Annotated in this window: 14 protein-coding genes, 1 tRNA gene and 5 pseudogenes; 17 read left to right on the forward strand and 3 right to left on the reverse strand. The window is 70.2% G+C overall.

All coding sequences use genetic code 11. The features are described from left to right. Positions 1-244 precede the first annotated feature (244 nt). A pseudogene (locus ABZU99_RS26050) lies at positions 245-475 on the reverse strand (transposase); the annotation flags it as partial. A 77-nt stretch (positions 476-552) separates the two neighbouring features. Between ABZU99_RS26050 and ABZU99_RS26055 the strand changes: the two are divergent. Then, positions 553-1,637 (forward strand): annotated as a pseudogene (locus ABZU99_RS26055) (integrase core domain-containing protein). A gap of 352 nt (positions 1,638-1,989) precedes the next feature. On the opposite strand, the gene ABZU99_RS26060 reads toward ABZU99_RS26055, so the two are convergent. After that, on the reverse strand, positions 1,990-2,652 hold the full coding sequence (locus ABZU99_RS26060; protein ID WP_356050398.1) for a GntR family transcriptional regulator: 663 nt from the start codon (positions 2,650-2,652) through the stop codon (positions 1,990-1,992). A 455-nt stretch (positions 2,653-3,107) separates the two neighbouring features. Between ABZU99_RS26060 and ABZU99_RS26065 the strand changes: the two genes are divergently transcribed. The 16 genes and pseudogenes from ABZU99_RS26065 to ABZU99_RS26140 all read left to right on the forward strand — a co-directional run bounded on the left by ABZU99_RS26065 (position 3,108) and on the right by ABZU99_RS26140 (position 20,188). Continuing rightward, positions 3,108-3,983: an FAD binding domain-containing protein gene (locus ABZU99_RS26065; RefSeq protein WP_356050399.1), complete on the forward strand. Its 876-nt coding sequence runs from the start codon at positions 3,108-3,110 to the stop codon at positions 3,981-3,983. Further along, positions 3,980-6,265 (forward strand): xanthine dehydrogenase family protein molybdopterin-binding subunit, encoded by a 2,286-nt coding sequence (locus ABZU99_RS26070; protein ID WP_356050400.1) that lies wholly within the window; start codon positions 3,980-3,982, stop codon positions 6,263-6,265. Before ABZU99_RS26065 ends, ABZU99_RS26070 begins: the two co-directional genes overlap by 4 nt. Next, positions 6,265-6,777: a 2Fe-2S iron-sulfur cluster-binding protein gene (locus tag ABZU99_RS26075; protein WP_356050401.1), complete on the forward strand. Its 513-nt coding sequence runs from the start codon at positions 6,265-6,267 to the stop codon at positions 6,775-6,777. Before ABZU99_RS26070 ends, ABZU99_RS26075 begins: the two co-directional genes overlap by 1 nt. Beyond that, complete coding sequence (locus ABZU99_RS26080; protein ID WP_356050402.1) at positions 6,774-7,745, forward strand: polysaccharide deacetylase family protein; 972 nt, start codon at positions 6,774-6,776, stop codon at positions 7,743-7,745. Before ABZU99_RS26075 ends, ABZU99_RS26080 begins: the two co-directional genes overlap by 4 nt. Then, the gene (locus ABZU99_RS26085) at positions 7,738-8,769 is read left to right on the forward strand and encodes a hypothetical protein (protein WP_356050403.1); all 1,032 of its coding nucleotides are present in this window, start codon (positions 7,738-7,740) and stop codon (positions 8,767-8,769) included. Before ABZU99_RS26080 ends, ABZU99_RS26085 begins: the two co-directional genes overlap by 8 nt. Next, the gene (locus ABZU99_RS26090) at positions 8,766-9,767 is read left to right on the forward strand and encodes an asparaginase (protein ID WP_356050404.1); all 1,002 of its coding nucleotides are present in this window, start codon (positions 8,766-8,768) and stop codon (positions 9,765-9,767) included. The genes ABZU99_RS26085 and ABZU99_RS26090 overlap by 4 nt, the downstream gene beginning before the upstream one ends. Before the next feature lie 229 nt (positions 9,768-9,996). Next, a complete protein-coding gene (locus tag ABZU99_RS26095) occupies positions 9,997-11,379 on the forward strand; it encodes an MFS transporter (RefSeq protein WP_356050405.1) in 1,383 nt (460 codons plus the stop codon). Between the two features lie 83 nt (positions 11,380-11,462). Further along, positions 11,463-12,074, forward strand: coding sequence for an SRPBCC family protein (locus tag ABZU99_RS26100; RefSeq protein ID WP_356050406.1), 612 nt, complete (start codon positions 11,463-11,465; stop codon positions 12,072-12,074). Positions 12,075-12,161: 87 nt separating this feature from the next. Beyond that, a complete protein-coding gene (locus tag ABZU99_RS26105; protein WP_356050407.1) occupies positions 12,162-13,832 on the forward strand; it encodes a class I adenylate-forming enzyme family protein in 1,671 nt (556 codons plus the stop codon). Further along, positions 13,829-14,296 (forward strand): PaaI family thioesterase, encoded by a 468-nt coding sequence (locus tag ABZU99_RS26110; protein WP_356050408.1) that lies wholly within the window; start codon positions 13,829-13,831, stop codon positions 14,294-14,296. Before ABZU99_RS26105 ends, ABZU99_RS26110 begins: the two co-directional genes overlap by 4 nt. Continuing rightward, entirely contained in the window at positions 14,284-15,279 is a 996-nt protein-coding gene (locus ABZU99_RS26115; RefSeq protein WP_356050409.1) for an NADPH:quinone oxidoreductase family protein, read from the forward strand. Before ABZU99_RS26110 ends, ABZU99_RS26115 begins: the two co-directional genes overlap by 13 nt. Before the next feature lie 95 nt (positions 15,280-15,374). Beyond that, complete coding sequence (gene tcuA / locus ABZU99_RS26120) at positions 15,375-16,859, forward strand: FAD-dependent tricarballylate dehydrogenase TcuA (RefSeq protein ID WP_356050410.1); 1,485 nt, start codon at positions 15,375-15,377, stop codon at positions 16,857-16,859. Positions 16,860-16,924: 65 nt separating this feature from the next. Then, positions 16,925-18,031, forward strand: a complete 1,107-nt coding sequence (locus ABZU99_RS26125; RefSeq protein WP_356050411.1) for an XdhC family protein — start codon at positions 16,925-16,927, stop codon at positions 18,029-18,031. A gap of 72 nt (positions 18,032-18,103) precedes the next feature. Next, positions 18,104-18,253: pseudogene (locus ABZU99_RS26130) on the forward strand (Uma2 family endonuclease); the annotation flags it as partial. A 385-nt stretch (positions 18,254-18,638) separates the two neighbouring features. Next, a pseudogene (locus tag ABZU99_RS26135) lies at positions 18,639-18,965 on the forward strand (transposase); the annotation flags it as partial. Positions 18,966-19,090: 125 nt separating this feature from the next. After that, positions 19,091-20,188, forward strand: a pseudogene (locus ABZU99_RS26140) (integrase core domain-containing protein). A 635-nt stretch (positions 20,189-20,823) separates the two neighbouring features. On the opposite strand, the gene ABZU99_RS26145 reads toward ABZU99_RS26140, so the two are convergent. After that, positions 20,824-20,900 (reverse strand) — tRNA-Pro (locus tag ABZU99_RS26145). Between the last annotated feature and the right edge of the window lie 7 nt (positions 20,901-20,907).

Below are 20,907 nucleotides of genomic sequence, written 5' to 3' on the forward strand. Positions count from 1 at the left end.
GACGCCACCAGGCGACAGCCCGACACAGCCACTACCAACGACGATCCGCCGACGAACCTGCTGGATAGATCACGAAACCGCACTGGAGTACTAGGAGCATGGGTCAGTAACAGGCAATTGGCGGGGTGGCCGTGAGCGTGGGATCAGTCGCGGTCGTCCGGTCGACGCTGGTGAGGTGGGAATGGGGTTCTGCCCGTCAGGTGCGCGGTCTGGTAGGGGCGGGATGGGGCCGGGGCCCGGCTGATCAGCCGATCATGGTGGCGAGTCCGGCGGTTCCGGTGTGTCCGAAGATCTTGCGGAGGTTGTGGCAGGCGGCCAGCAGGCGCCACTCGCCGCGGGCGCCGTCTTCGCCGCGCAGGAGGAGCTGGCGGCCGTTCTGGCAGGTCATGATCTGACCGAAGACGGGTTCGACGATGGCCTTGCGGCGGCTGTAGGCGGCTTTGCCGGGCTTGGTCCGCAGCTTGCGGGCCATCCTGTGCCGTTCGGAAACTTCATCCCTCCTGCTCGCGGGTGGTCTGGCGCGCCATCACCGTCTGCTGGAACCCTGTCCGGGTGATCGTTTCGCTCGTATACCAGATGACTCGGAAGCTGCTCAGGGTCCCGGCGGTGCTGCTACGCCGGGACACAGCCAAGAACGCGGAATTGCTCGTGCTCCGGCACGAGAATGCGGTGCTGCGCAGGCAGCTCACGAGGCCAGTGCGCTACGAGCATGCGGACCGGCTGTGGTTCGCAGCGCTGTCCTCGCTGGTCCCCCGGCGCCGGTGGGCGCAGGTGTTCCCGGTGACGCCCGCGACGCTGTTGGCGTGGCACCGCAGGCTGATCGCCCGGAAGTGGGACTACAGCAAGCATCGGCGCAGGCCCGGGAGACCTTCGACGGCGGGTGCGGTGAAGGCTCTGGTGCTGCGGCTCGCCAGGGAGAATCCGCGTTGGGGCTGTCGAAGAATTCAGGGCGAGCTGGTCCGGCTCGGACACCCGGTTGGCTCGACGACGATCTGGGAGATTCTCACCGCGGCGGGCATCGATCCAGCCCCACGCCGCAGCCGTCCGACATGGCGCGATTTCCTGACCGCGCAAGCCCAAGCCATCATCGCCTGCGACTTCGTCCACATCGACCTGGTCGATCTGCGCCGGGTGTACGCGCTGGTGTTCCTCGAGCACGGCACACGCCGACTGCACATCGCGGGAGTGACCACCCATCCCACCGGCCCCTGGACGGTGCAGCAGGCAAGAAACCTCGCCGTCGAGTTGGGTATTCGGGTGGACTCGCTGCGTTTCCTGCTCCGCGACCGGGACGCGAAGTACACCGAGTCCTTCGACGCGGTCTTCAAAGCCGACGACATCCAGGTCATGAGGACCGCGCCACGGTCCCCACGGATGAACGCGCACTGCGAACGTGTCATCGGCACCATGCGCCGCGAGGCCCTCGACCACCTCTTGATCTGGAACGAGACGCACGCTCGGCAGGTCCTCGATGCTTACGCCCGGCATTACAACGGTCATCGCCCCCACCAGGCTCGTGGGCGCTCCCTCCCCTCCTCCAGGAGCACCCGACGTCCATGGTCGGCCTGTCCGCTCACCAGGTTCTGCGCACCCGAATACTCGGCGGCGTGATCAACGAGTACAGATACGCCGCCTGACCGGGAACGACGAGTTTCCGAACGGCACAGGGTGCAGACCTGCAGACACGAGCTCCTGGACCGAACCTTGATCTGGAACCAACGCCACCTACTCCACGCCCTGCGAGAGTTCGAGGAGTCCTACAACTCCCATCGACCGCACCAGGGCATCGCGAACGCCCGACCGCTACACCCACTACCCACACCAATCAACGATCCAGACAAGCTAAGCCACCTCGACATACGACGCCACGACCGCCTTGGCGGCATCCTCCACGAATACAGACATGCCGCGTGACCTGCACGGACGAGGTATTCGGCAAGCGCAGGGCTGCACCACGACAACCATCGGCAACCCGGGAAGCGGGACACGTCAGACGATGCTCTGTTCCCACAGCTTGAGCCGGATGTCGCGCGCCGCGCTGAAGTGTTCCCCGGCGATCTTCTGGGCCCTCGCCTCGTCCCGCGCGATGACCGCGGTGACCAGCTCACGGTGCTCGCGCAGCGACTGCTGCCAACGACCGGGGGTGGTCAGGGTCGTGACGGGGTATCGCAGCAGGTGCAGATTGATCCGGTCCAGGACGTCGATCAGTGTCTGGTTGTGGCTCGCGGCCCAGATGCCGCGATGGAATTCTCGATTCCGTTCGGCCAGGACGTCCCCCGGAGCGTCGTCACTCGTCTCGGTCAGCAGCGTCATGAGGCGTTCGAGGCGGATCTGGTCGATACGTGTGTGCCGCACCGCCGCGAGTCGGGCCGCCGTGACCTCGAGCGCGATGCGTACTTCGTAGATGTCGAGGATTTCCTCGGGGGTCCGCTCCCGCACCGCCATTCCGCGGTCGGTCTTGTTGACCACACCATCGCGTTCCAGTCGACTCAGAGCTTCACGCACGGGCGTTCGGCTGACGCCGCACCATTCCGCGAGCGCCGATTCAACAAGGGCGGAACCGGGCGCAAATGTACCGTCCAGAATTCCCTGCTTGATTTTCTCGTAAGGGGAATTTTCATCCTTTGAGTCATTGGTCCTTTTTTTGGTCATAACGGCTCCCCCATGAAAGTGACCAGAATCAGGCACTCCGCTTCGACGTCATAGACACCTCAACGAAGCGCATGAATGCAACGCCCGGCGCAGATTACCGATCGCTATGACGGTACGCAACCACACACAGTCGTATACGAAGCGAGCTGAGAGTGTTACCCCCGGCCGGCATGCGACAGCCATCTCCGCACCAGTCCGCCCGACCATGTCGGCGAGGCCGGACCGGGCTCTGCTCTCGACACGGCCCGGCGAACCCTCGACAGCGCAACCGCCCGTCGTGGGCCACCTTCGCTGACCTGGCCAGTCTCCCCCAGATCTCTGCAGACTCGCGCCGGGGGACCCGGACAGTCACGACCGCACACCCGCCCAACTGCGGATGAACCGCTCGAGACAGGGTCTTGCGTCATCCCTGCATACCTCTGTATACATCGGGGACCCCTTGCTTGGGAGGTGACATGCGAGTCCGTAAGCCGCAGTCCGTTGCGGCGACTCTCCGGCTGCTGGACGAAACCGGCGACGAATCCAAAGTGATCGCCGGTGGAACAGCACTGATGATCATGATGCGCAATGGCCTGCTGCTCCCGGAGCAGTTGATCGCCCTTGAGCGTCTGACCGAACTGGACTACATACACGCCGATTCGGAAGGCGCGATCCGGCTCGGCGCGCTGACTTCACTGAAAAAGATGCAGAGCTGTCCCGAATTGCGCCGGTCACTGCCGACCCTGACCGCGACGCTCGGTCTCGTCGCGAACCACCGCGTCCGGCAGCGCGCCACCATCGGCGGAAACCTCAGCGAAAGCGACTACGCCTCGGACCCGCCGGCTGTGCTGACCACGCTCGGCTGCCGGGTGCATATCGCGAGCACCGGGTCGCAGCGGGTTCTGCCGTTGTCCGAATTCCTGGTCGACTACTACGAGAACGCGCTGGAACACAACGAGCTGGTGACCGAGGTGGAGGTTCCCCGCCCGTCGCCGACGGCGCGCACGACCTACCTCAAGTACGTCAGCCGAAGCGCCGAGGACCGGCCCTGCGTCGGCGTGGCGGCCTATGTCGACACCGACCTCTCGGGCCGTCTCACCGAGGTCCGGGTGGCGGTCTCGGGCGCCACGCCGACACCCTTCACCCTGCCATCGGTGACAGACGACTGCCGGGGCGCGAGGCCCGACGGCGGCCTGTGGCAGGAGGTCGGCGCCGCCTACGGCGCGGCCATCGAGCCCATCGACGACGTCAGGGGATCGGCGGACTATCGCAAGCACCTCACGACGGTGCTCGTCCGCCGTGCCCTGGAGACGGTGTCCAGCAGCGGGGAGAACGGAGCGTCGAGACTATGAGCGGCACCACTGTGGGCCGGTCCGTGGACATGTTCGAGGCGAAGGCGCGGGTCACCGGCACGGTCGGCTACGCGCTCAACGCCGAAGTGCCCGGCATGGTCTTCGCCAAGCTGATGCGCAGCACGGTCCCGCACGCCCGGATCCGCTCCGTGGACGTGTCGGCGGCGGAGAAGATGCCCGGCGTGGTCGCCGTGCTGACGGCGGCCGACCTCGACCAGCCAGGCGGGCCGGCCGGCCACCACGGGCCGGTCATCCGCGACCAGCCCGTGCTCTGCCGCGACAAGGTGCGGTTCGTGGGCGACCCGGTGGCAGCGGTGGCGGCCGAGACCGAGGAGGCCGCGGCGGCCGCACTGCACATGATCGAGGTCGAGTACGAAGAGCTGCCCTTCGTGACCACCGTGGACGAGGCCCTCGCCGAAGGGGCGGAGCAGGTCCACGACGCCCCGCCGCCGCCGCGCGAGCGCTCCTACTCGGACATCAACCTGGTCGGGCGCGAAGGCAACATCTGCACCAAGTTCCAGCTGCGCACCGGCGACGTCGAGGCCGGCTTCGCCGCCGCCGACCTGATCATGGAGAACGTCTACGAGAGCCCGGCGGTCCAGCACGTCCCCATGGAACCGCACGTGGTCATAGCCTCCTTCAAGGACGGCCGGCTCCATGTGATCAGCTCGACGCAGGCGCCCTTCGCCGTCCGCGACAGCCTCAGCGAGATGTTCGGCCTGCCGGCCTCGGACGTCCGGGTCACCGTGCCCCCGCTGGGCGGCGGATACGGCGCCAAGACCTACGCCAAGTTCGAGCCGGTCACCGCCGCGCTGGCATGGAAGGCCAAGCGTCCGGTGAAGCTCGTGCTGACGCGCGAGGAGGAGTTCATCTCCATCACCAAGCACGCCGCCCGCATCCATCTGCGCACCGGCGTCACCAAGGACGGGCGGCTGGTCGCCCGCGAGGTGAAGGCCTACTTCAACGGCGGCGCCTACGCCGACATCAGCCCGCGGCTGATCAAGAACGGCGGCTACAGCTGCGTCGGCCCGTACGCCATCCCCCACGTCCGGGTGGACTCCTACGCCGTGTACACCAACCTGCCGCCCGCCGGCGCCTACCGGGGCTACGGGGTGTCGCAGGCGGCCTGGGCGTACGAGCAGCAGATGGACGAGCTGGCCGACGCACTCGGCCTGGACCCGGTGGAGTTCCGCCGCCGGAACCTGCTGCGGGAGGGCGAGCGCTTCGCCACCGGCGAGGTAATGGAGGAGGCCACCTGGGAGGAGCTGCTCGACCGTAGCGCCTCCGCCATCGGCTGGCCGGCCGACCGGCGCCGCGAGGTGGAGGGCAACCGCGTCCGGGGCAAGGGCCTGGCGGTGATCCTGAAGTCCACGATCACCCCGTCGACCTCCCACGCGTCGCTGCGCCTGGACGCCGACGGCAGCCTCCAGGTGCTGACCTCCTCCGTGGAGATGGGCCAGGGCGCGCACACCGTCCTGGCGCAGATCGCCGCCGGCCCGCTCGGCATCCCCATCGAGGCGGTCAACGTCACCGCACCGGACACCGACTACACCCCCTACGACCAGACCACCAGCTCCAGCCGCACCACCCGGGCCATGGGCGGTGCGCTGGTCCAGGCCGCGGAGATGATCCGCGACAGACTGCTGGCGCTCGCGGCGGACCTGCTGGGGGCCGCTCCGGAGGACCTCGTCCTCACCGAGGGCGCGGTGGCGCTCCGCTCGGACCCCGCCACCCGGCTCACCGTCCAGGACGTCTTCTGGCGCACCCGCACCGGCAGCATCAGCGGCCACGGCGAGGTCCGGACGACCGGCGGACTCGACGCCGAAACGGGCCAGGGCGTCGCCAGCGACCACTGGCACCAGGGCGCGGCCGGCGCGGAGGTCGAGGTGGACCTCGACACCGGCAAGGTCTACGTCAAGCACCTGCACGTGATCGCGCACGCCGGGCAGGTCGTCAACCCCAAGCTCGCCGACATGCAGATGCACGGCAGCGCGCTCTTCGGGATCGGCCACACCCTGTACGAGGAACTGGTCTACGACGACGGCGTCCTGACCAACCCGAACCTGTCGGACTACTCGATCCCCGCCATGGACGACCTGCCCGAGGTCCTGCAGATCGAGTACCTGGAGGACGACGCCCCGGGCAACATCCACGGCCTAGGCGAAACGGTTCTGCCCCCGGTGATCGCGGCCATCGGCAACGCGGTGAACGCGGCCGTCGGCGGCCGGGTGCGCTCCCTGCCCATCACCCCCGAACGAGTTCTGCGAGCGAGGAAGCCGTAATGGACGCCATGGACCAGAACAGCGACGAGATCTCCGTCACCTGCGTGGTGAACGGCGTCCAGACAGCCCTCACCGGGGACCCCGCCGCCGCGCTGAGCACGGTCCTGCGGGCGAACGGCCTGTTCAGCGTGCGCGAGACCTGCGGTCTGGGGGTCTGCGGGACCTGCACCGCGCTGCTCGACGGCGAACCGGTGAGCACCTGCATCCTGCCGCTGTACGCGGTCGAGGGCCGCAGCGTGCAGACCGCGGAGGGGCTCGCCGACGAGGGCCAGCTCACCGAGTTGCAGCGGCAGTTCATCGAGAAGCAGGCGTTCCAGTGCTCGTTCTGCACCCCCGGTTTCCTGATGAGCGGCCACGCGCTGCTCGAGTCCGCCGGGGGCCGGCAGCTCAGCGACCAGGAGATCGTGGACGGACTGCAGGGGCACCTGTGCCGCTGCGGCTGCTACGCGAGCATCAAGGAGGCGGTCAGCGCCTGCGGCGGCCGCGCGGGCGGTTGCCCGCCGCGCGCATGACCGCGGGCGGGAACGGGACGGGCGCCGCGGCGGCGTACCCGCACGAACGCCCCTTCGACCCGGTCCACGACCGGCTGCCCTACGCGCCGATCGTGGACCGTCCGCCGATTGCCTGGCCCGGCGGGGCGCGGATCGCCGTCTGGGTCGTGCCCAACATCGAGCACTACGAGTACCTCCCGCCCGCCGGCGCGGTGGACCCGTACCCGCGCACTCCCCACCCGGACGTGCGCAAGTACGCCTACCACGACTACGGCAACCGGGTCGCGTTCTGGCGGATGGCCGAGGTCCTCGACCGCTACGAGGTCCCGGCCACCGTCTCGCTGAACGTCGCGGTCCTGGACCACTATCCGCAGATCGCGGCGGCGATGGCCGAGCGGTCGTGGGACCTGATGAGCCACGGCCTGTACAACACCCGCTATCTGACCGGTATGGACCGGGAGCGGGAGCGGGAGTTCCTGGAATCGTGCAACCGGGCGCTGGAGCGGCACACCGGCCGCCGCTTCAGCGGCATGCTCGGCCCGAACATCACCGGCAACCGGCACACCCCGGACCTGATGGCCGAGGCCGGCATGCGGTACCACGCCGACTGGGTGCACGACGAACGGCCCTCGCCCCTGCTGACCGCCGGCGGCGAGCGGATGGTGGCGCTCCCCTACAGCTACGAACTCAACGACGCCCCGCTGCTGATGCGCTCCCACGTCGAGGGGAGCGCCTACGCCGACCGGTGCATCGCCCAGTTCGAGCGGCTGTACGGGGAGGAGGACGGCGCGGGCCGGATGATGTGCCTGCCGCTGCACCCCTTCACCATCGGCCAGCCGCACCGCATCGGGCACCTGGACCGGGTCCTGGCCCATCTGCGAGCCCGCGACGACGTGTGGATCGCGACGGCGAGCGACATCGTGGACCACTATCTGCGCCACCACTACGACGCGGATCTGAGGGAGAGTTGTGGGGGCCGCCATGAGTGAGCGGACAGCGACGGGGCGGGCGGCGGCCGAGCGGACGCCGAACGTCACGGACGCCACCGGCACCCGCGGTGCCGAACCCGGCTACGACCACGGCTGGTACTCCTGGCTGCCGCTGCCGGCCCGGCCCCCGCTGCGGTGGCCGGGCGGCGCGAAGGTGGCGGTCAGCGTCGTCCTGGATCTGCGGGCCGCGGAGTGGGACGACCCGCGGCACGCCACCCCCGTCCCGCCGCCCGGCGGACGCGGTGTGGCGCCGTCCCCGGACTTCCCCCGCATGTCGCACCGGGAGTTCGGCCACCGGGTCGGGGTCTTCCGGCTGCTGCGGATCCTGGGGCGGCTGGGCATCGCGCCCGCCGTCGCCGTCGATGTGCTGACCGCCGAGGAGTACGGGCCGCTGACGGGCCATCTGCGGCCCGCGGCCGCGGAGTTCCTCGCCGGCGGCCTCAGCGCCAGTCGGCCGCTGACCAGCCGGATGACCGAGCCGGAGGAGGCCCACTACATCCGGCTGACCCTGGACCGGCTGGAGGCCGCGCTCGGGGTGCGCCCGTCGGGCTGGCTCAGCCCCGAGCACAGCGAGTCGGCGCGCACCCCGGCGCTGCTGGCGCGGGCGGGCCTGGACTACGTCGCCGACTGGGGCAACGACGAGCAGCCGTACCCGCTGCGCGGCACGGCCGACGGCCTGTGGGCGTTCCCGCTGTCGTGGGAGCTGAGCGATCTGGCCGCGATGTTCCTGCGCGAGGTCCCGCCCGCGGACTACGGCCGCGGCCTGCGGGAGGCGTACGACGTGCTGTGCCGGGACGCCGCGGCCTCGGGCCGGGTGCTCGCGCTGCATCTGCACCCCTGGGTCTCCGGTCAGGCGTTCCGGGCCGGCGCGGTCGAGGAGGCGCTGCGGCACATCGCCGCGGACGGCGGGGCGTGGCTGGCCACGCCCGGTGAGATCGTCCAGTGGTGCCGCACGGCCGAGGGCGCTCCGGGTGAGAGCGCTCCGGGCGAGGGCGCTCCGGGCGAGGGCGGGGTGGTCCGGTGACCGCCCGCCCCCGCGTCGCCCTCATCCAGACCGGCGGCACCATCGACTCGGTGGGCGCCTCCCGGCTGGACCTGGCCTGGTACTACGAGACCGGTGAGCGGCTGCCCGACGGCGGACTCGTCGCGTCCGTACCGGAGTCGGGCGAGTTCGCCGCGGTCGAGGAGAAACCGTTCCGGCGGCTGTCCAGCTCCGCGCTGACCATCCGGGACTGGCTGGAGCTGGCCCGGACGGTGGAGGCGCTGCTGGCCGGCGACGACTACGCCGGCGTCGTCCTCACCCATGGGACGAACACCCTGGAGGAGACGGCCTACTTCCTCCATCTCGCGCTGCGCTCGCCGAAGCCGGTGGTCCTGGTCGGCGCGATCCGGCCGCCCTCGGCGCTCAGCCCCGACGGCCCGCTCAACCTGCTGCGCGCCGTCCAGGTGGCGGCGTCCCCGCAGGCGCGCGGCCACGGCGTGCTGGTGGTCGCCAACGACACGATCCACTCGGCGCGGGACGTCACCAAGACGGCGCCGTTCCGGGTGCAGGCCTTCCAGGCGCCCGATCTGGGGCCGCTGGGCTATGCCGACGCCGACGGCCGGGTGGTCTTCTACCACCGCCATCTGCGGGCCGGCCCGGACCGTCCGCGGTTCGACCTGGCGGGTCTCGACGATCTGCCGCGGGTCGATGTCGTCGCCTCCTATGTGGGAGCCGACGGCGCCCTCGTCGACGCGGCCGTGGCCGCGGGGGCGCGCGGCATCGTGAGCGCGGGCACCGGCGGCGGCCGGCCGACGCCCGCCGAGGACGCGGCGCTGGACCGGGCCGCCGCGGCCGGCGTCGTGGTGTGCCAGAGCTCCCGGGTGGGCTCCGGCCGCATCCCGCCGTCGCCATCCCTGCGTGCCCGCGGGGCGGTGGCGGCGGACAGCCTGCAGCCCTGGAAGGCCAAGGTCCTGCTCGCGCTGGCGCTCACCCGGACCACCGATCCGGACGCGGTGCAGGACCTCTTCGACCGTCTCTGATTCCCTGAAGATTCTCCGGAAGATTCTCCTCACTGAAGGATTGACCGCGCTGTATACCGCTGTATACAGTCACACGAAATGGCCGCCGGACGACGTTTCATAAAACGGCTGCCGACCGTACCGCCCGAAATCAGCACCGCCCCAGAATCGCATGGCGAGGGGAAGAAAGCGGAATTCGCTCACAGGCCCGAAAGGCCGGACCAATCTCCAGGAGAGGTCGGGTGTACTTGTGCGTACCGGCGATGAAATAATTCAGGAACTGCCATGGAGATGGCGCGTTCACGGCAAGATCGCACTACTGGCCGGACTCGGCCTGCTTTTCGACGGATGGAACGTCGTCCTGGCCGGCTATGTCCTGCCGCTGCTGAAGGCCGACATGCTGCTCAGCGCCGCACAGCTCGGCCTGTTCGGCGCGGCGGGGCTGGCCGGCATGGCGGTGGGCGCGTTCGCGTGGGGCACGGTCGCCGACGTGATCGGCCGCAAGCGGGTGTTCATGCTCACCGTGCTGGTCTACGGGGTCGCCTCGCTGGCCTGCGCGCTCTCCCCCAACTTCGAGATCCTGCTCCTCGCGCGCTTCATCGAGGGCACCGGCCTGGGCGGATGCCTGCCGGTGGACTACTCCCTGGTCTCGGAGTTCACCCCGCGCAAGGTCCGCGGCCGCGTCATGGCGCTGATGGGCATCGCGTTCCCGCTGGGCGCCACCCTGTGCGGCCTGATTTCCACCCTGATGCTGCCGCTGGAGGACTGGCGGCTCATGCTCGGCCTGATGGTCATCCCCGCCGTGCTGGCGGTGTGGATCCGCAGAGGAATTCCTGAATCGCCGCTCTTCCTGTTGCGGCGCAATCGGGAGGCCGAGGCACGCGCGGTCATCGATGACCTGGTGCGCCGCACCGGCGCTCCGGTTCAGGAATGGCGGAGCCCGCAGCTCAACGACGAATCGCGACTGTCCCCCATGGTGTTCGTCAGCCGGCTCGGCGACATCTGGAAATTCAGCTGGAAGAACACCATGCTGATCTGGGGGCTCTTCATCACCGTGTTCTTCCTCTACTACGGTGTGCTGAACTGGATGCCATCCATTCTGGTCGGTGAGGGACTCGGCCGCTATGCGGCCTTCCTGAAGACCACCCTGATGACCGGTGCCGGCGTCATCGGCACCTTGCTCTCGGCGTGGCTGGTGGACGTCCTCGGCCGCAAGAGCGGGCTCCTGGTCGGCGGACTGGGCTCGGCGGGCGGGATCGTCATGTTCGCCCTGTGGCTGGACGTCGGCCGCGACGCGGCGGTCTGGCTGGCCGTCTACGGCTTCTCCGTCCAGCTGCTGATCGCCACGCTCTACGTCTACGTCCCCGAGATCTACCCGACCCTGCTGCGGGCCACCGGGTTCGGCTGGGCCTCCGCGATCAGCCGGATCGCGGCCAGCCTCGCCCCCATCCTGCTCGGCAGCGTCCTGTGGCCCGTGCTCGGCCTGGTCGGCGCCTTCGGCGTCACCTCGGCCGTGGTCGGCCTGGTGCTGCTGCTCACCCTGATCCTCGGCCCGGAGACCAAGGGGCAGGGACTGACCCTGCACACGGAGCCGGCCGAGCGCACCCCCGAACCCGGCATCCGGGTGCCCTGACCCGCCGGGCACCGCCCCGCCACCCCGACAGCCCGCCGCCCCGGCCGGCACCGACCCGCCTTGAGCACAGTGGAGGCAGACATATGCGCATCGAATCCGAATTCCACGTCAACGCGCCCGTGGAGAAGGTCTGGGAGTACCTCCTCAACGTCGACGAGGTCGTCACCTGCGTTCCCGGCGCGGAGATCGTGGAGAAGATCTCGGAGGACGAATACCTGGGCCAGGTGACGCTCAAGGTCGGCCCGCTCGGGCTGAACCTCCAGGGGACGGCGGTCATCGAGTCCCGCGACGAGGCGGCCAGAGCCATCACCATCTCCGGCAGCGCCAAGGACAAGCAGGGCAAGGGCGGGGCCAACGCCCAGGTCGTCGCCCGCCTCACGGACTCCCCCGAGGGCGGCACCCAGGTGGCCATCGAGCAGGACCTGCGGGTGACCGGACGGATCGCCCAGTTCGGCCGGGGCGTCATGAAGGACGTCTCCCAGCGGCTCTCCCGCGACTTCGCCCAGCGGCTGGAGGCCAAGATCGCCGCCGACTCGTCGGCCGGGCCGGGCACCGCGGCGGCCGGGCAGCCGGCCCCGCAGGACACCGCCGCCGCACCGGTCGGCGGGCTGTCCCTGCTGTTCTGGGCGATGGCCAGGGCCGTCGGCCGGTTCCTCCGCCGCATCACCGGCCGCGAGTCCGCCACGGCACGGTGACATGACACCCCGCCACCCCGCACCGGAGCCGAGCCGTCGGCTGCTCGGCACGACCCCCTGGACAGACAGAAGTCGGAGACACACCGCATGACCCATACGATGCTGACCCTGCTGAGCGGAGAACGGCTGCGCGCCTTCTACGCGGCCGGGCACTGGCGGGACGACACGATCCACTCGATGGTGCGGGCCCAGGCCGAGCTCCGGCCCGACGCGATCGCGATCCAGGAGCGCTTCCGCTCCGTCACCTACCGGGATCTGCTCGACGCGGCCGACCGCCTGGCCGGGGCGCTGGACGCGGGCGGGGTGCGGCCGGGCCAGCGCGTCGCGGTCTGGCTGCCCAGCCGCATCGAGACCGCGGTCGCCGTACTGGCCTGCTCGCGCAACGGCTATGTCGTCTCCCCGTCCCTGCACCGGGACCACACCGTCGCGGACATCGTCGAGGTGCTGCGGCGGATGCGGGCCTCCGCGCTGATAGCCGAGGACGGCTACGGGGCCGACGCCGACCGGCGCGACCTGTTCGGGCGGCTGGGCGAGGTCGACAGCCTGCGGTACGTACTGCGGCTGGAACCGCTCGGCGAGCACGCCGCCGGCCGCCCGGTGCTCGCCGAACTGCCCGCCCCCGCGGCGCCCAAGGAGGTCTGGCGAGACCCGGACTCGGTGGTCTACCTCGCCTTCACCTCCGGGACGGTGGGCCGGCCCAAGGGCGTGATGCACTCGGACAACACCCTGCTCGCCCCGGCGCGGGCGCTGGCCGAGGACTGGTCGCTGGACCAGGACATGGTGGTGTACTCGGCCTCCCCGCTGAGCCACAACCTCGGATTCGGTGCCATGATCATGGCGCTGACCGGGGGCGGGCGGCTGGTGGTGCACGACCTGCCGCGCGGCGCGAGCATGCTGGAGCGGCTGCGGGAGACCGGGGCGACCTTCCTGTTCGGCGTGCCCACCCACGCCATGGACCTGCTGGCGGAGCTGCGGCGGCCCGGGGCGCCCGGCCTCCCCGCCCTGAAGGGCTTCCGGGTCTCCGGCGCCGCGATGACCCCGGTGGTGGCCGAGGGACTGCTGGCGCACGGGATCGTGCCGCAGAGCGGATACGGCATGACGGAGGCGGGGTCGCACCACTACACCCGGCCCGACGACCCGCCCCGGCTGATCGTCGAGTCCTCCGGCCGGCCCTGCGCCGGGCACGAGGCGCGGATCTTCTCGCGCGAGGACCCGGACCGAGAGCTGCCACCGGGCGAGGTCGGCCAGATCGGCGGCCGGGGCGCCTCCCTGATGCTCGGCTACTTCGACGACCAGGCGACAACCGAGGAGTCCTTCAACTCCTCCGGCTGGTTCATGACCGGCGACCTGGGCTGGGTCGACGAGGCGGGCTACATCAGGATCACCGGCCGCAAGAAGGACGTGATCATCCGGGGCGGCCACAACATCTTCCCGGCCCGGATCGAGAACCTGGTCACCCGGCACCCGGCCGTGGCCAAGGCGGCCGTCATCCCGGTGCCCGACGACCGGCTCGGCGAGAAGGTCTGCCTGGTCGTCACGGTGAAGCCCGGTCACGAGGTCGAGCCCGACGAGCTCCTGGTCCACCTGGACACCCTCGGGCTGTCCAAGTACGACATGCCGGAGTACTTCCTGCGGCTGGCGGAGATCCCCCTGCTGCCGTCCGGCAAGGTCTCCAAGCGCGACCTGGTGGCGCAGGTCGAGGACGGGCGGGCGGTGCCGACACCGGTCCGCTTCAAGGCACCGGCGGTGAACGCGTGACCGCCGCCGCCCTGGACCGGCTGGAGACCGAGCTGGCCCGCTGCCCGTACCACGACTTCCTGCGGCCCCAGGCCGTCGCGGCGGACGCGGACGAGGGCACCGTGGTCGTCCGGCTGCCGTACCGCCCCGAGTTCCGCCTCGCCCGGGACAGCGACTTCTTTCACGGCGGGGTCCTCGCGTCGTTCGTCGACATCACGGCGCACGCCGCTGTCGCCGTGCGCACCGGCCGGGTGTCCCCCACCGTCGATCTGCGGATCGACTACCTCAGGGCCGCCGCCGGCGCCCCGCTGACCGCCAAGGGGAAGGTGCTCCGGGCCGGCCGCTCCGTCGCCCGGGCCGATGTGGAGGTGCTCGATGCCTCCGGCGCGCTCGTCGCGGCCGGACGGGGCACCTTCAGCACCTTCGCCCCGCCCCGCGCCGAGCGCGGACCCGAGACCGGAGGTGAGGCCGTATGCGCGCGGTGATGGTGGACGAGCTGGGCCCGTCCTACAGCGCCGCCCTCCAGGAGACCCCCGATCCCGTCCCCGCGGCGGGCGAGGTGCTCGTGAGGATCGAGGCGGCGCCCGTCAACTACGTCGATCTGGTGACGTTGACCGGCGCGTACCAGTTCAAGCCGGAGCTCCCCTACACCCCGGGCAAGGGGCCCGCCGGGGTGGTGGAAGCCCTCGGTGAGGGGGTGAGCCATCTCGCCGTCGGCGACCGGGTACTGGCGATGGCCGAATACGGCGGGTACGCGGAGCTGGTGACAGCCGACCACCGGCAGGTGTACCGGCTGCCCGACGCGATGCCGTTCGCCGACGCCGCCGCGATCTCGCTGGCCTTCGACACCGCCTGGATGGCGCTGCGGGAGCGGGCGCGCATCCAGCCCGGCGAGTCGGTGCTGGTGCTGGGCGCCGGCGGGGCGGTCGGCGGGGCCGCGGTCCAGCTCGCCAAGGCGATGGGCGCGGGCCTGGTCCTGGCCGGGACGTCGTCGCCGGACGGTTCCGCCGCGGTACGTGCGGCCGGCGCCGACGGCGTGGTGGACCTGTCCCGGCCGGACCTCAGGGAGAGCGTCAAGGAACAGGTCCTCGCCGCCACCGACGGGGCCGGCGTGGACATCGTGATCGACCCGCTGGGCGGCGACCCGTTCGACGGCGCGATCCGCTCGATCGCCTGGCGGGGTCGACTGGTGGTCGTGGGTTTCGCCGCCGGGCGCATCCCGACCCTCAAGGTGAACTACACGCTGCTGAAGAACATCGAGGTGTCGGGGCTGCAGATCAGCGACTACCGCAGGCGGCGCCCCGACCTGATGGCGGAGTGCTACCGCGAGCTGTTCGCGTTCTACACCGCCGGGGCCATCAAGGCCCCGCCCAGCACCGCGCTGCCGCTCTCGCAGTGGCGGCGGGCACTGACGATGGTCGCCGAGCGCGCGGCGCCCGGCCGGCTCGTCCTCGTGCCGCGGGAGTAGGCCCGCCGGCCCCGCATCGACAAACTCAGGTACTCACGGCCTCCGGTCCCGGCATGGACCGGTGCGGCCGTACGACATTCGTGGAGAGGGAGATCATGGCCGAAGAGTGGGACGTCATCGTCGTGGGCAGCGGCAACGCCGGGTTCTCCGCGGCGCACTCGGCACAGCAGCAGGGCGCGCGCGTCCTGCTGCTGGAGAAGGCGCCGAAGCAGTGGGCCGGCGGCAACTCGTACTTCACCGCGGGCGCGGTCCGCACCACCCACGGCGGCCTCGCGGATCTGCGGCCGCTCCTGGACGACCCCGCGGAGCAGCGGCTCGACCGGGTCGACCTCGCCCCGTACTCCGCCGCCGACTTCCTCGCCGACCTGCAGCGGGTCACCCGCAACCGCACCGACCCGGTGCTCGCCCAGATCCTGGTCGACGAGTCCCGTGAGATCATGTCCTGGCTGCACGACCTCGGCCTCCGCTTCGAGCTGATGTTCCACCGGCAGGCCTACGAGAACGACGGCCGGTTCCGCTTCTGGGGCGGCCTCGCGCTCGGCGTGGTCGGCGGCGGCAAGGGCATGATCTCCCAGCACCAGGCCGCGGCCGACGCCGCCGGCATCGAGGTCCGCTACGACGCCAACGTCACCGGCCTGGTGACCGGCGACCACGGCGAGGTGCGCGGCGTGCTCGTCGCCGATGGCTCCACCGTCCGGGAGCTGCACGCCCGCAGCACCATCCTGACCTGCGGCGGCTTCGAGGCCAACCCGCAGATGCGGGCCGCCCACCTGGGCCCCGGCTGGGACATGGCGCTGGTGCGCGGCACCCCGTACAACACCGGCGACGGCCTCACCATGGCGCTCGACGCGGGTGCCCAGCCGTACGGCAACTGGAGCGGCTGCCACTCGGTGGCCTGGGACGCCGAGGCGCCGCCGACCGGCGACCTGGAGCTGACCAACCAGCTCACCCGCGGTGGCTACCCGTTCGGCATCGTGGTGAACACCGAGGGCCGGCGGTTCCTCGACGAGGGCGCGGACTTCCGCAACTACACCTACGCCAAGTACGGCGCCGAGATCCTCAAGCAGCCCGGCAGCACCGCCGTCCAGGTCTTCGACGCCAAGGCGGAGCCGCTGCTGCGCCCGGAGGAGTACCGCTCCGTCGGCATCACCAAGGTCGAGGCCGACACCGTCGAGGATCTGGCCAAGGCGCTCGGGATCGACGAGGCCGAGTTCGTGCGCACGGTCGAGGAGTACAACGCGGCCGTCACCGGCAACGCCACCTTCAACCCCACCGTCAAGGACGGCAGCGGCACCACCGGCATCACCCCGCCGAAGTCCAACTGGGCGCAGCGCCTGGACACGCCGCCGTACAAGGCGTACCCGGTCACCTGCGGCATCACCTTCACCTTCGGCGGACTGCGGATCGACCCGCAGGCCCGGGTGCTGGACCGGGCCGGGCGCCCGATCAGCGGTCTGTACGCGGCCGGTGAGCTGGTCGGCGGTCTGTTCTACTTCAACTACCCCGGCGGTTCGGGCCTCACCTCGGGGTCCGTCTTCGGCCGCCGCGCGGGCCGCACCGCCGTGACCGACGCGGCGTAGCCGCACCGCCGCCCGCCCACCGCCCGGCGGCCCACCCCATGACGGCGATCGGAGGACGAACACCCATGCGTGACGTGCTGTCACAGTTGCTCCAGTGGCACGAGGAGGGAACCGCGTTCGCGTTGGCCACCGTGGTCGCGGTACGCGGCAGCGCGCCACGCCTCCCCGGGGCGGTGATGGCGGTGAACGGAGCGGGCGAGGCCGTGGGCAGCGTCTCCGGCGGCTGCGTCGAGGGCGCGGTCTACCAGGCCGCCACAGAGGTGCTGGAGACCGGGCGACCTCAGCTGGAGACCTACGGCATCGGCGACGAGGATGCCTTCTCGGTGGGCCTGACCTGCGGCGGCACCCTCGAGGTCCTGGTGCAGCGGGTCGGGCCGGACTCACCCCTCGGCGCGGTCCTCGGCTCGCTCGACCGGACGGAGCCCGTCGCGGTGGCAACGGTCACCGGCGGCGGCGCGCCGCTCGGGGCACAGCTGTACGTCTGGCCGGAACGCACCAGGGCCACACTCGGTGACCCGGAGCTGGACGCGGCGGTCGCCGACGACGCCCGCAGCATGCTCACGCAGGGCGTGAGCGGCGCCAAGCACTACGGGGCACAAGGGCAGCGGCGGATGGACGAGGTGCACGTCCTCGTGCAGTCCTTCGCCCCGCCCCCGCGGATGCTGGTGTTCGGCGCCATCGACTTCGCCGCCGCGCTCAGCCGGATCGGCGCCCATCTGGGTTACCGGGTCACGGTGTGCGACGCCCGCCCGGTGTTCGCCACCCGCAAGCGGTTCCCGGACGCCCACGAGGTGGTGCGGGCCTGGCCGCACGACTACCTCGCCGCCACCGAGGTCGACGAGCGCACGGTGGTGTGCGTCCTCACCCACGACCCCAAGTTCGACGTACCACTGCTGCTCACCGCGCTGCGCACGCCGGCTGGGTACATCGGGGTGATGGGCAGCCGGCGGACCCACGACGACCGTTTCGACCGGCTGCGCGAGGCCGGTGTCACCGAGGCCGAACTGGCCCGGCTCGCCTCACCGATCGGCCTGGACCTCGGTGCCCGCACACCCGAGGAGACGGCACTGTCCATCGCCGCCGAGATCCTCGTCACCCGTACCGGAGCCACCGGGCGGAGGCTGGCCACCCTCACCGGGCCCATCCACGCGTCAGCCGCTCCGGGTCCGTGAACGCGCTGCGCCACGGCGGCCTCGTCGGGACTGGTCCGCCGGGCCTGGGAGTTGGCTGCCCAAGGTATGCGCCTGGCCGGTGACGGCGAGCCCGATGTGGAGGACGAGCCCGAGGGCGTCATGCGCCGCCCTGACCTCATGGTGAGCGCCGAAGAGGACATGGACATCGACGGTCCCTTCGATGCCCGTACGCTCATCGCGGCGATTGAGGTCGTCTCGCGGGGTGGGGTGCGGCGCTGCTCGGGGGCGGGCGACGGTTACTGCCCGCCCGGCCGACGCCGCTGGCCGGGCCGCATCGCGGCGGGGCGGGTGACAGGGGGCGGGCCGCGCGGGGACGGGAGGGGGCCGCATCCCTCGCGCGGCCCGGTTGAGATCAGTCGCTCACCGCACACAAGAGGGCATTCGTGGCGGGCGTTCCCGGCCGCGCCGACTCTGTCCTGCAGGCGAGTTAGTACTCCAGCCGGACTTCTGTATTTCTGCTGGTCAACGGCTTGGCGGTGGGGAGTGTAGCGGGGGTTGGGCATGCGCGGGACGGTCTTGGACAGGTCGTCCCACCAACGTGTGTCCGCGCCGCATGCAGTGACAGCGCGACGAGCAGTCCGTTCTCATGATCCACGACGTACCAACGAATGCTTGGGACCTGGAACTCGAAGAACTCTTCCTGCGCACCGGAGCCCGCTTCTCCCGGGTGGAGTCCCGGCGGAGGATGCGAGACTACGTCCGCGGACTGCTCGGCCCGGTCGGCCGAAAGAACAGCTGGCAACTCGCCGAGTACGCCGGCCATGCCACCCCACACGGCCTGCAGCACCTGCTCTCCCACAGCCGGTGGGACGCTGACGGCCTGCGCGACGACCTCCTGGCATACATCGCAGAACAACTCGGCACGCCGAACGGCGTGTTGATCCTCGACGACACCGGCTTCGTGAAGAAGGGCTGCGCTTGCCGAGAATGCTATCCGCCCCTGGTCGGAGGCCTGCACCGGGACTGGCGGTCGTCAGCCTCATCGCTCGAGTCGGCGCTCTCGCGTAGTCGGTGGTTCACGCGTCATGATGATCGACCGTGCTGCTGCGACTGGCCTACCTGGGCGTGACCAACGCGTTCGCGCTGCTGCGTCTGCTGCCGATGAGCGACCGGGACAAGGATGCGGAGATCCTGGCCCTCCGCCATCAAATCACGGTGCTCGAACGCCAACTCGGCGGTGCCCGACTACGGTTCACTCCGAGCGATCGGGCGTTCCTGGCGGCGCTGCTGCACCGGATGCCGTTGTCCGCCCTGCGGCGTGTGCGACTGCTCGTGCGTCCTGACACAGTACTGCGCTGGCATCGTGACCTTGCCAGGCGCCGTCATGCCGTCTTATCGCGGCCCCAGCGACCCGGTCGACCTCGTACCGTGCGCTCCATCCGGACTCTGGTACTGCGCCTGGCCAGGGAGAATCCGAACTGGGGCTACAGGCGTCTTCACGGCGAACTGCTCGTACTGGGAGTGAAGGTGGCCGCCTCGACCGTCTGGAAGATCCTCAAGGAATCCGGCATCGATCCAGCCCCCGACCGGAACTCCAGCACCTGGGCCGACTTCCTGCACTCCCAAGCCGACGCCCTCCTGGCCTGCGACTTCTTTGAGACGGTCACCCGGTCCGGCGCGCGGATGTACGTACTCGCGGTAATCGAACACAGCAGTCGCCGCATCCGGATCCTGGGCGCCACCGCACACCCGACCACCTCATGGGTGGCGCAAGCGGCGAAGAACCTGGTCATGGATCTCGAGGACGTAGGCTGCCGGGCACGGTTCATGATCCGGGACAGGGATGGGAAGTTCCCCGCCCTGTTCGACGCCGTCCTCAAGGACACGGGGATCGAGGTCGTCCTCACCGGCATCCAGATGCCGAGAATGAACTCGATCATGGAAAGGTGGGTGCAGACCTGCAGACACGAGCTCCTGGAACGGACCTTGATCTGAAACCAGCGCCACCTCCTCCACGCCCTGCGAGAGTTCGAGGAGTTCTACAACTACCAGCGACCGCATCAGGGCATCGCGAACGCCCGACCGCTACACCCACTGCCCACACCAATCAATGATCCAGACAAGCTAAGCCACCTCGACATACGACGCCACGACCGCCTTGGCGGCATCCTCCACGAATACAGACATGCCGCGTGACCTGCACGGACGAGATATTCGGCAAACGCAACCCTCCACGCATACCGGCATACCCCATGACCTGCACGGATGGGATTTCCGGCAAGCGCTCGTCCGCTTGGCACACTATTTTTCGCCGAGAAACCCCCGCCGACTGTCTCGCCACAGCGCTCCAGAGCCGGATACGGCACTCGCGCCCTGGGAGTGACCTATCTGCCGGCGGACGCCAAGGGGCTTTGCCTCGCCTTGACGCAGGTCGCTCGCAACGACCAGGACGCCCGCGTGCGACCTGCCTGCGAAAACCGACTCAGCGACATCACCGACAGTCCCCCCATCCCTGTCGCATGCGGAGCGCGACTCCGTGCTCCCACCCTGAAAGGAGGTCGAGAGCCGACAAGGGTCCTTATGCCTCTCGATGCAGAGAGCATCCGAATCGACCGGGTGACCCCAGGGGCCTACGGTTGACGACGGCACACAGGGGCGCGGTACGGCACCGCACGTCTACCGGATCGGGTGACGGACAAACCGGGCGGCGTTGACACGTCTGCGAGTTGGGAGCACGAGGGCTCCCAGAGGGCTCCCCATTGCTCCCAGCCCGGAAACGGTTAAGGCCGCTCCCGCTACCCGCAGAAACGGCCTCCGACCTGCGAAAACGCTGGTCGGGACGACAGGATTTGAACCTGCGACCCCTTGACCCCCAGTCAAGTGCGCTACCAAGCTGCGCCACGTCCCGGTGCTTG

It is taken from the genome of Streptomyces sp. NPDC005266 (assembly GCF_040607655.1).
GTDB lineage: Bacteria > Actinomycetota > Actinomycetes > Streptomycetales > Streptomycetaceae > Streptomyces.

Coding starts and splice junctions, on each gene's coding strand:
- tcuA (WP_356050410.1), top strand. CDS start 15,375: ATGGCCGAAGAGTGGGACGTCATCGTCGTGGGCAGCGGCAACGCCGGG.
- ABZU99_RS26105 (WP_356050407.1), top strand. CDS start 12,162: ATGACCCATACGATGCTGACCCTGCTGAGCGGAGAACGGCTGCGCGCC.
- ABZU99_RS26060 (WP_356050398.1), bottom strand. CDS start 2,652: ATGACCAAAAAAAGGACCAATGACTCAAAGGATGAAAATTCCCCTTAC.
- ABZU99_RS26065 (WP_356050399.1), top strand. CDS start 3,108: ATGCGAGTCCGTAAGCCGCAGTCCGTTGCGGCGACTCTCCGGCTGCTG.
- ABZU99_RS26070 (WP_356050400.1), top strand. CDS start 3,980: ATGAGCGGCACCACTGTGGGCCGGTCCGTGGACATGTTCGAGGCGAAG.
- ABZU99_RS26125 (WP_356050411.1), top strand. CDS start 16,925: ATGCGTGACGTGCTGTCACAGTTGCTCCAGTGGCACGAGGAGGGAACC.
- ABZU99_RS26075 (WP_356050401.1), top strand. CDS start 6,265: ATGGACGCCATGGACCAGAACAGCGACGAGATCTCCGTCACCTGCGTG.
- ABZU99_RS26085 (WP_356050403.1), top strand. CDS start 7,738: ATGAGTGAGCGGACAGCGACGGGGCGGGCGGCGGCCGAGCGGACGCCG.
- ABZU99_RS26100 (WP_356050406.1), top strand. CDS start 11,463: ATGCGCATCGAATCCGAATTCCACGTCAACGCGCCCGTGGAGAAGGTC.
- ABZU99_RS26115 (WP_356050409.1), top strand. CDS start 14,284: ATGCGCGCGGTGATGGTGGACGAGCTGGGCCCGTCCTACAGCGCCGCC.
- ABZU99_RS26080 (WP_356050402.1), top strand. CDS start 6,774: ATGACCGCGGGCGGGAACGGGACGGGCGCCGCGGCGGCGTACCCGCAC.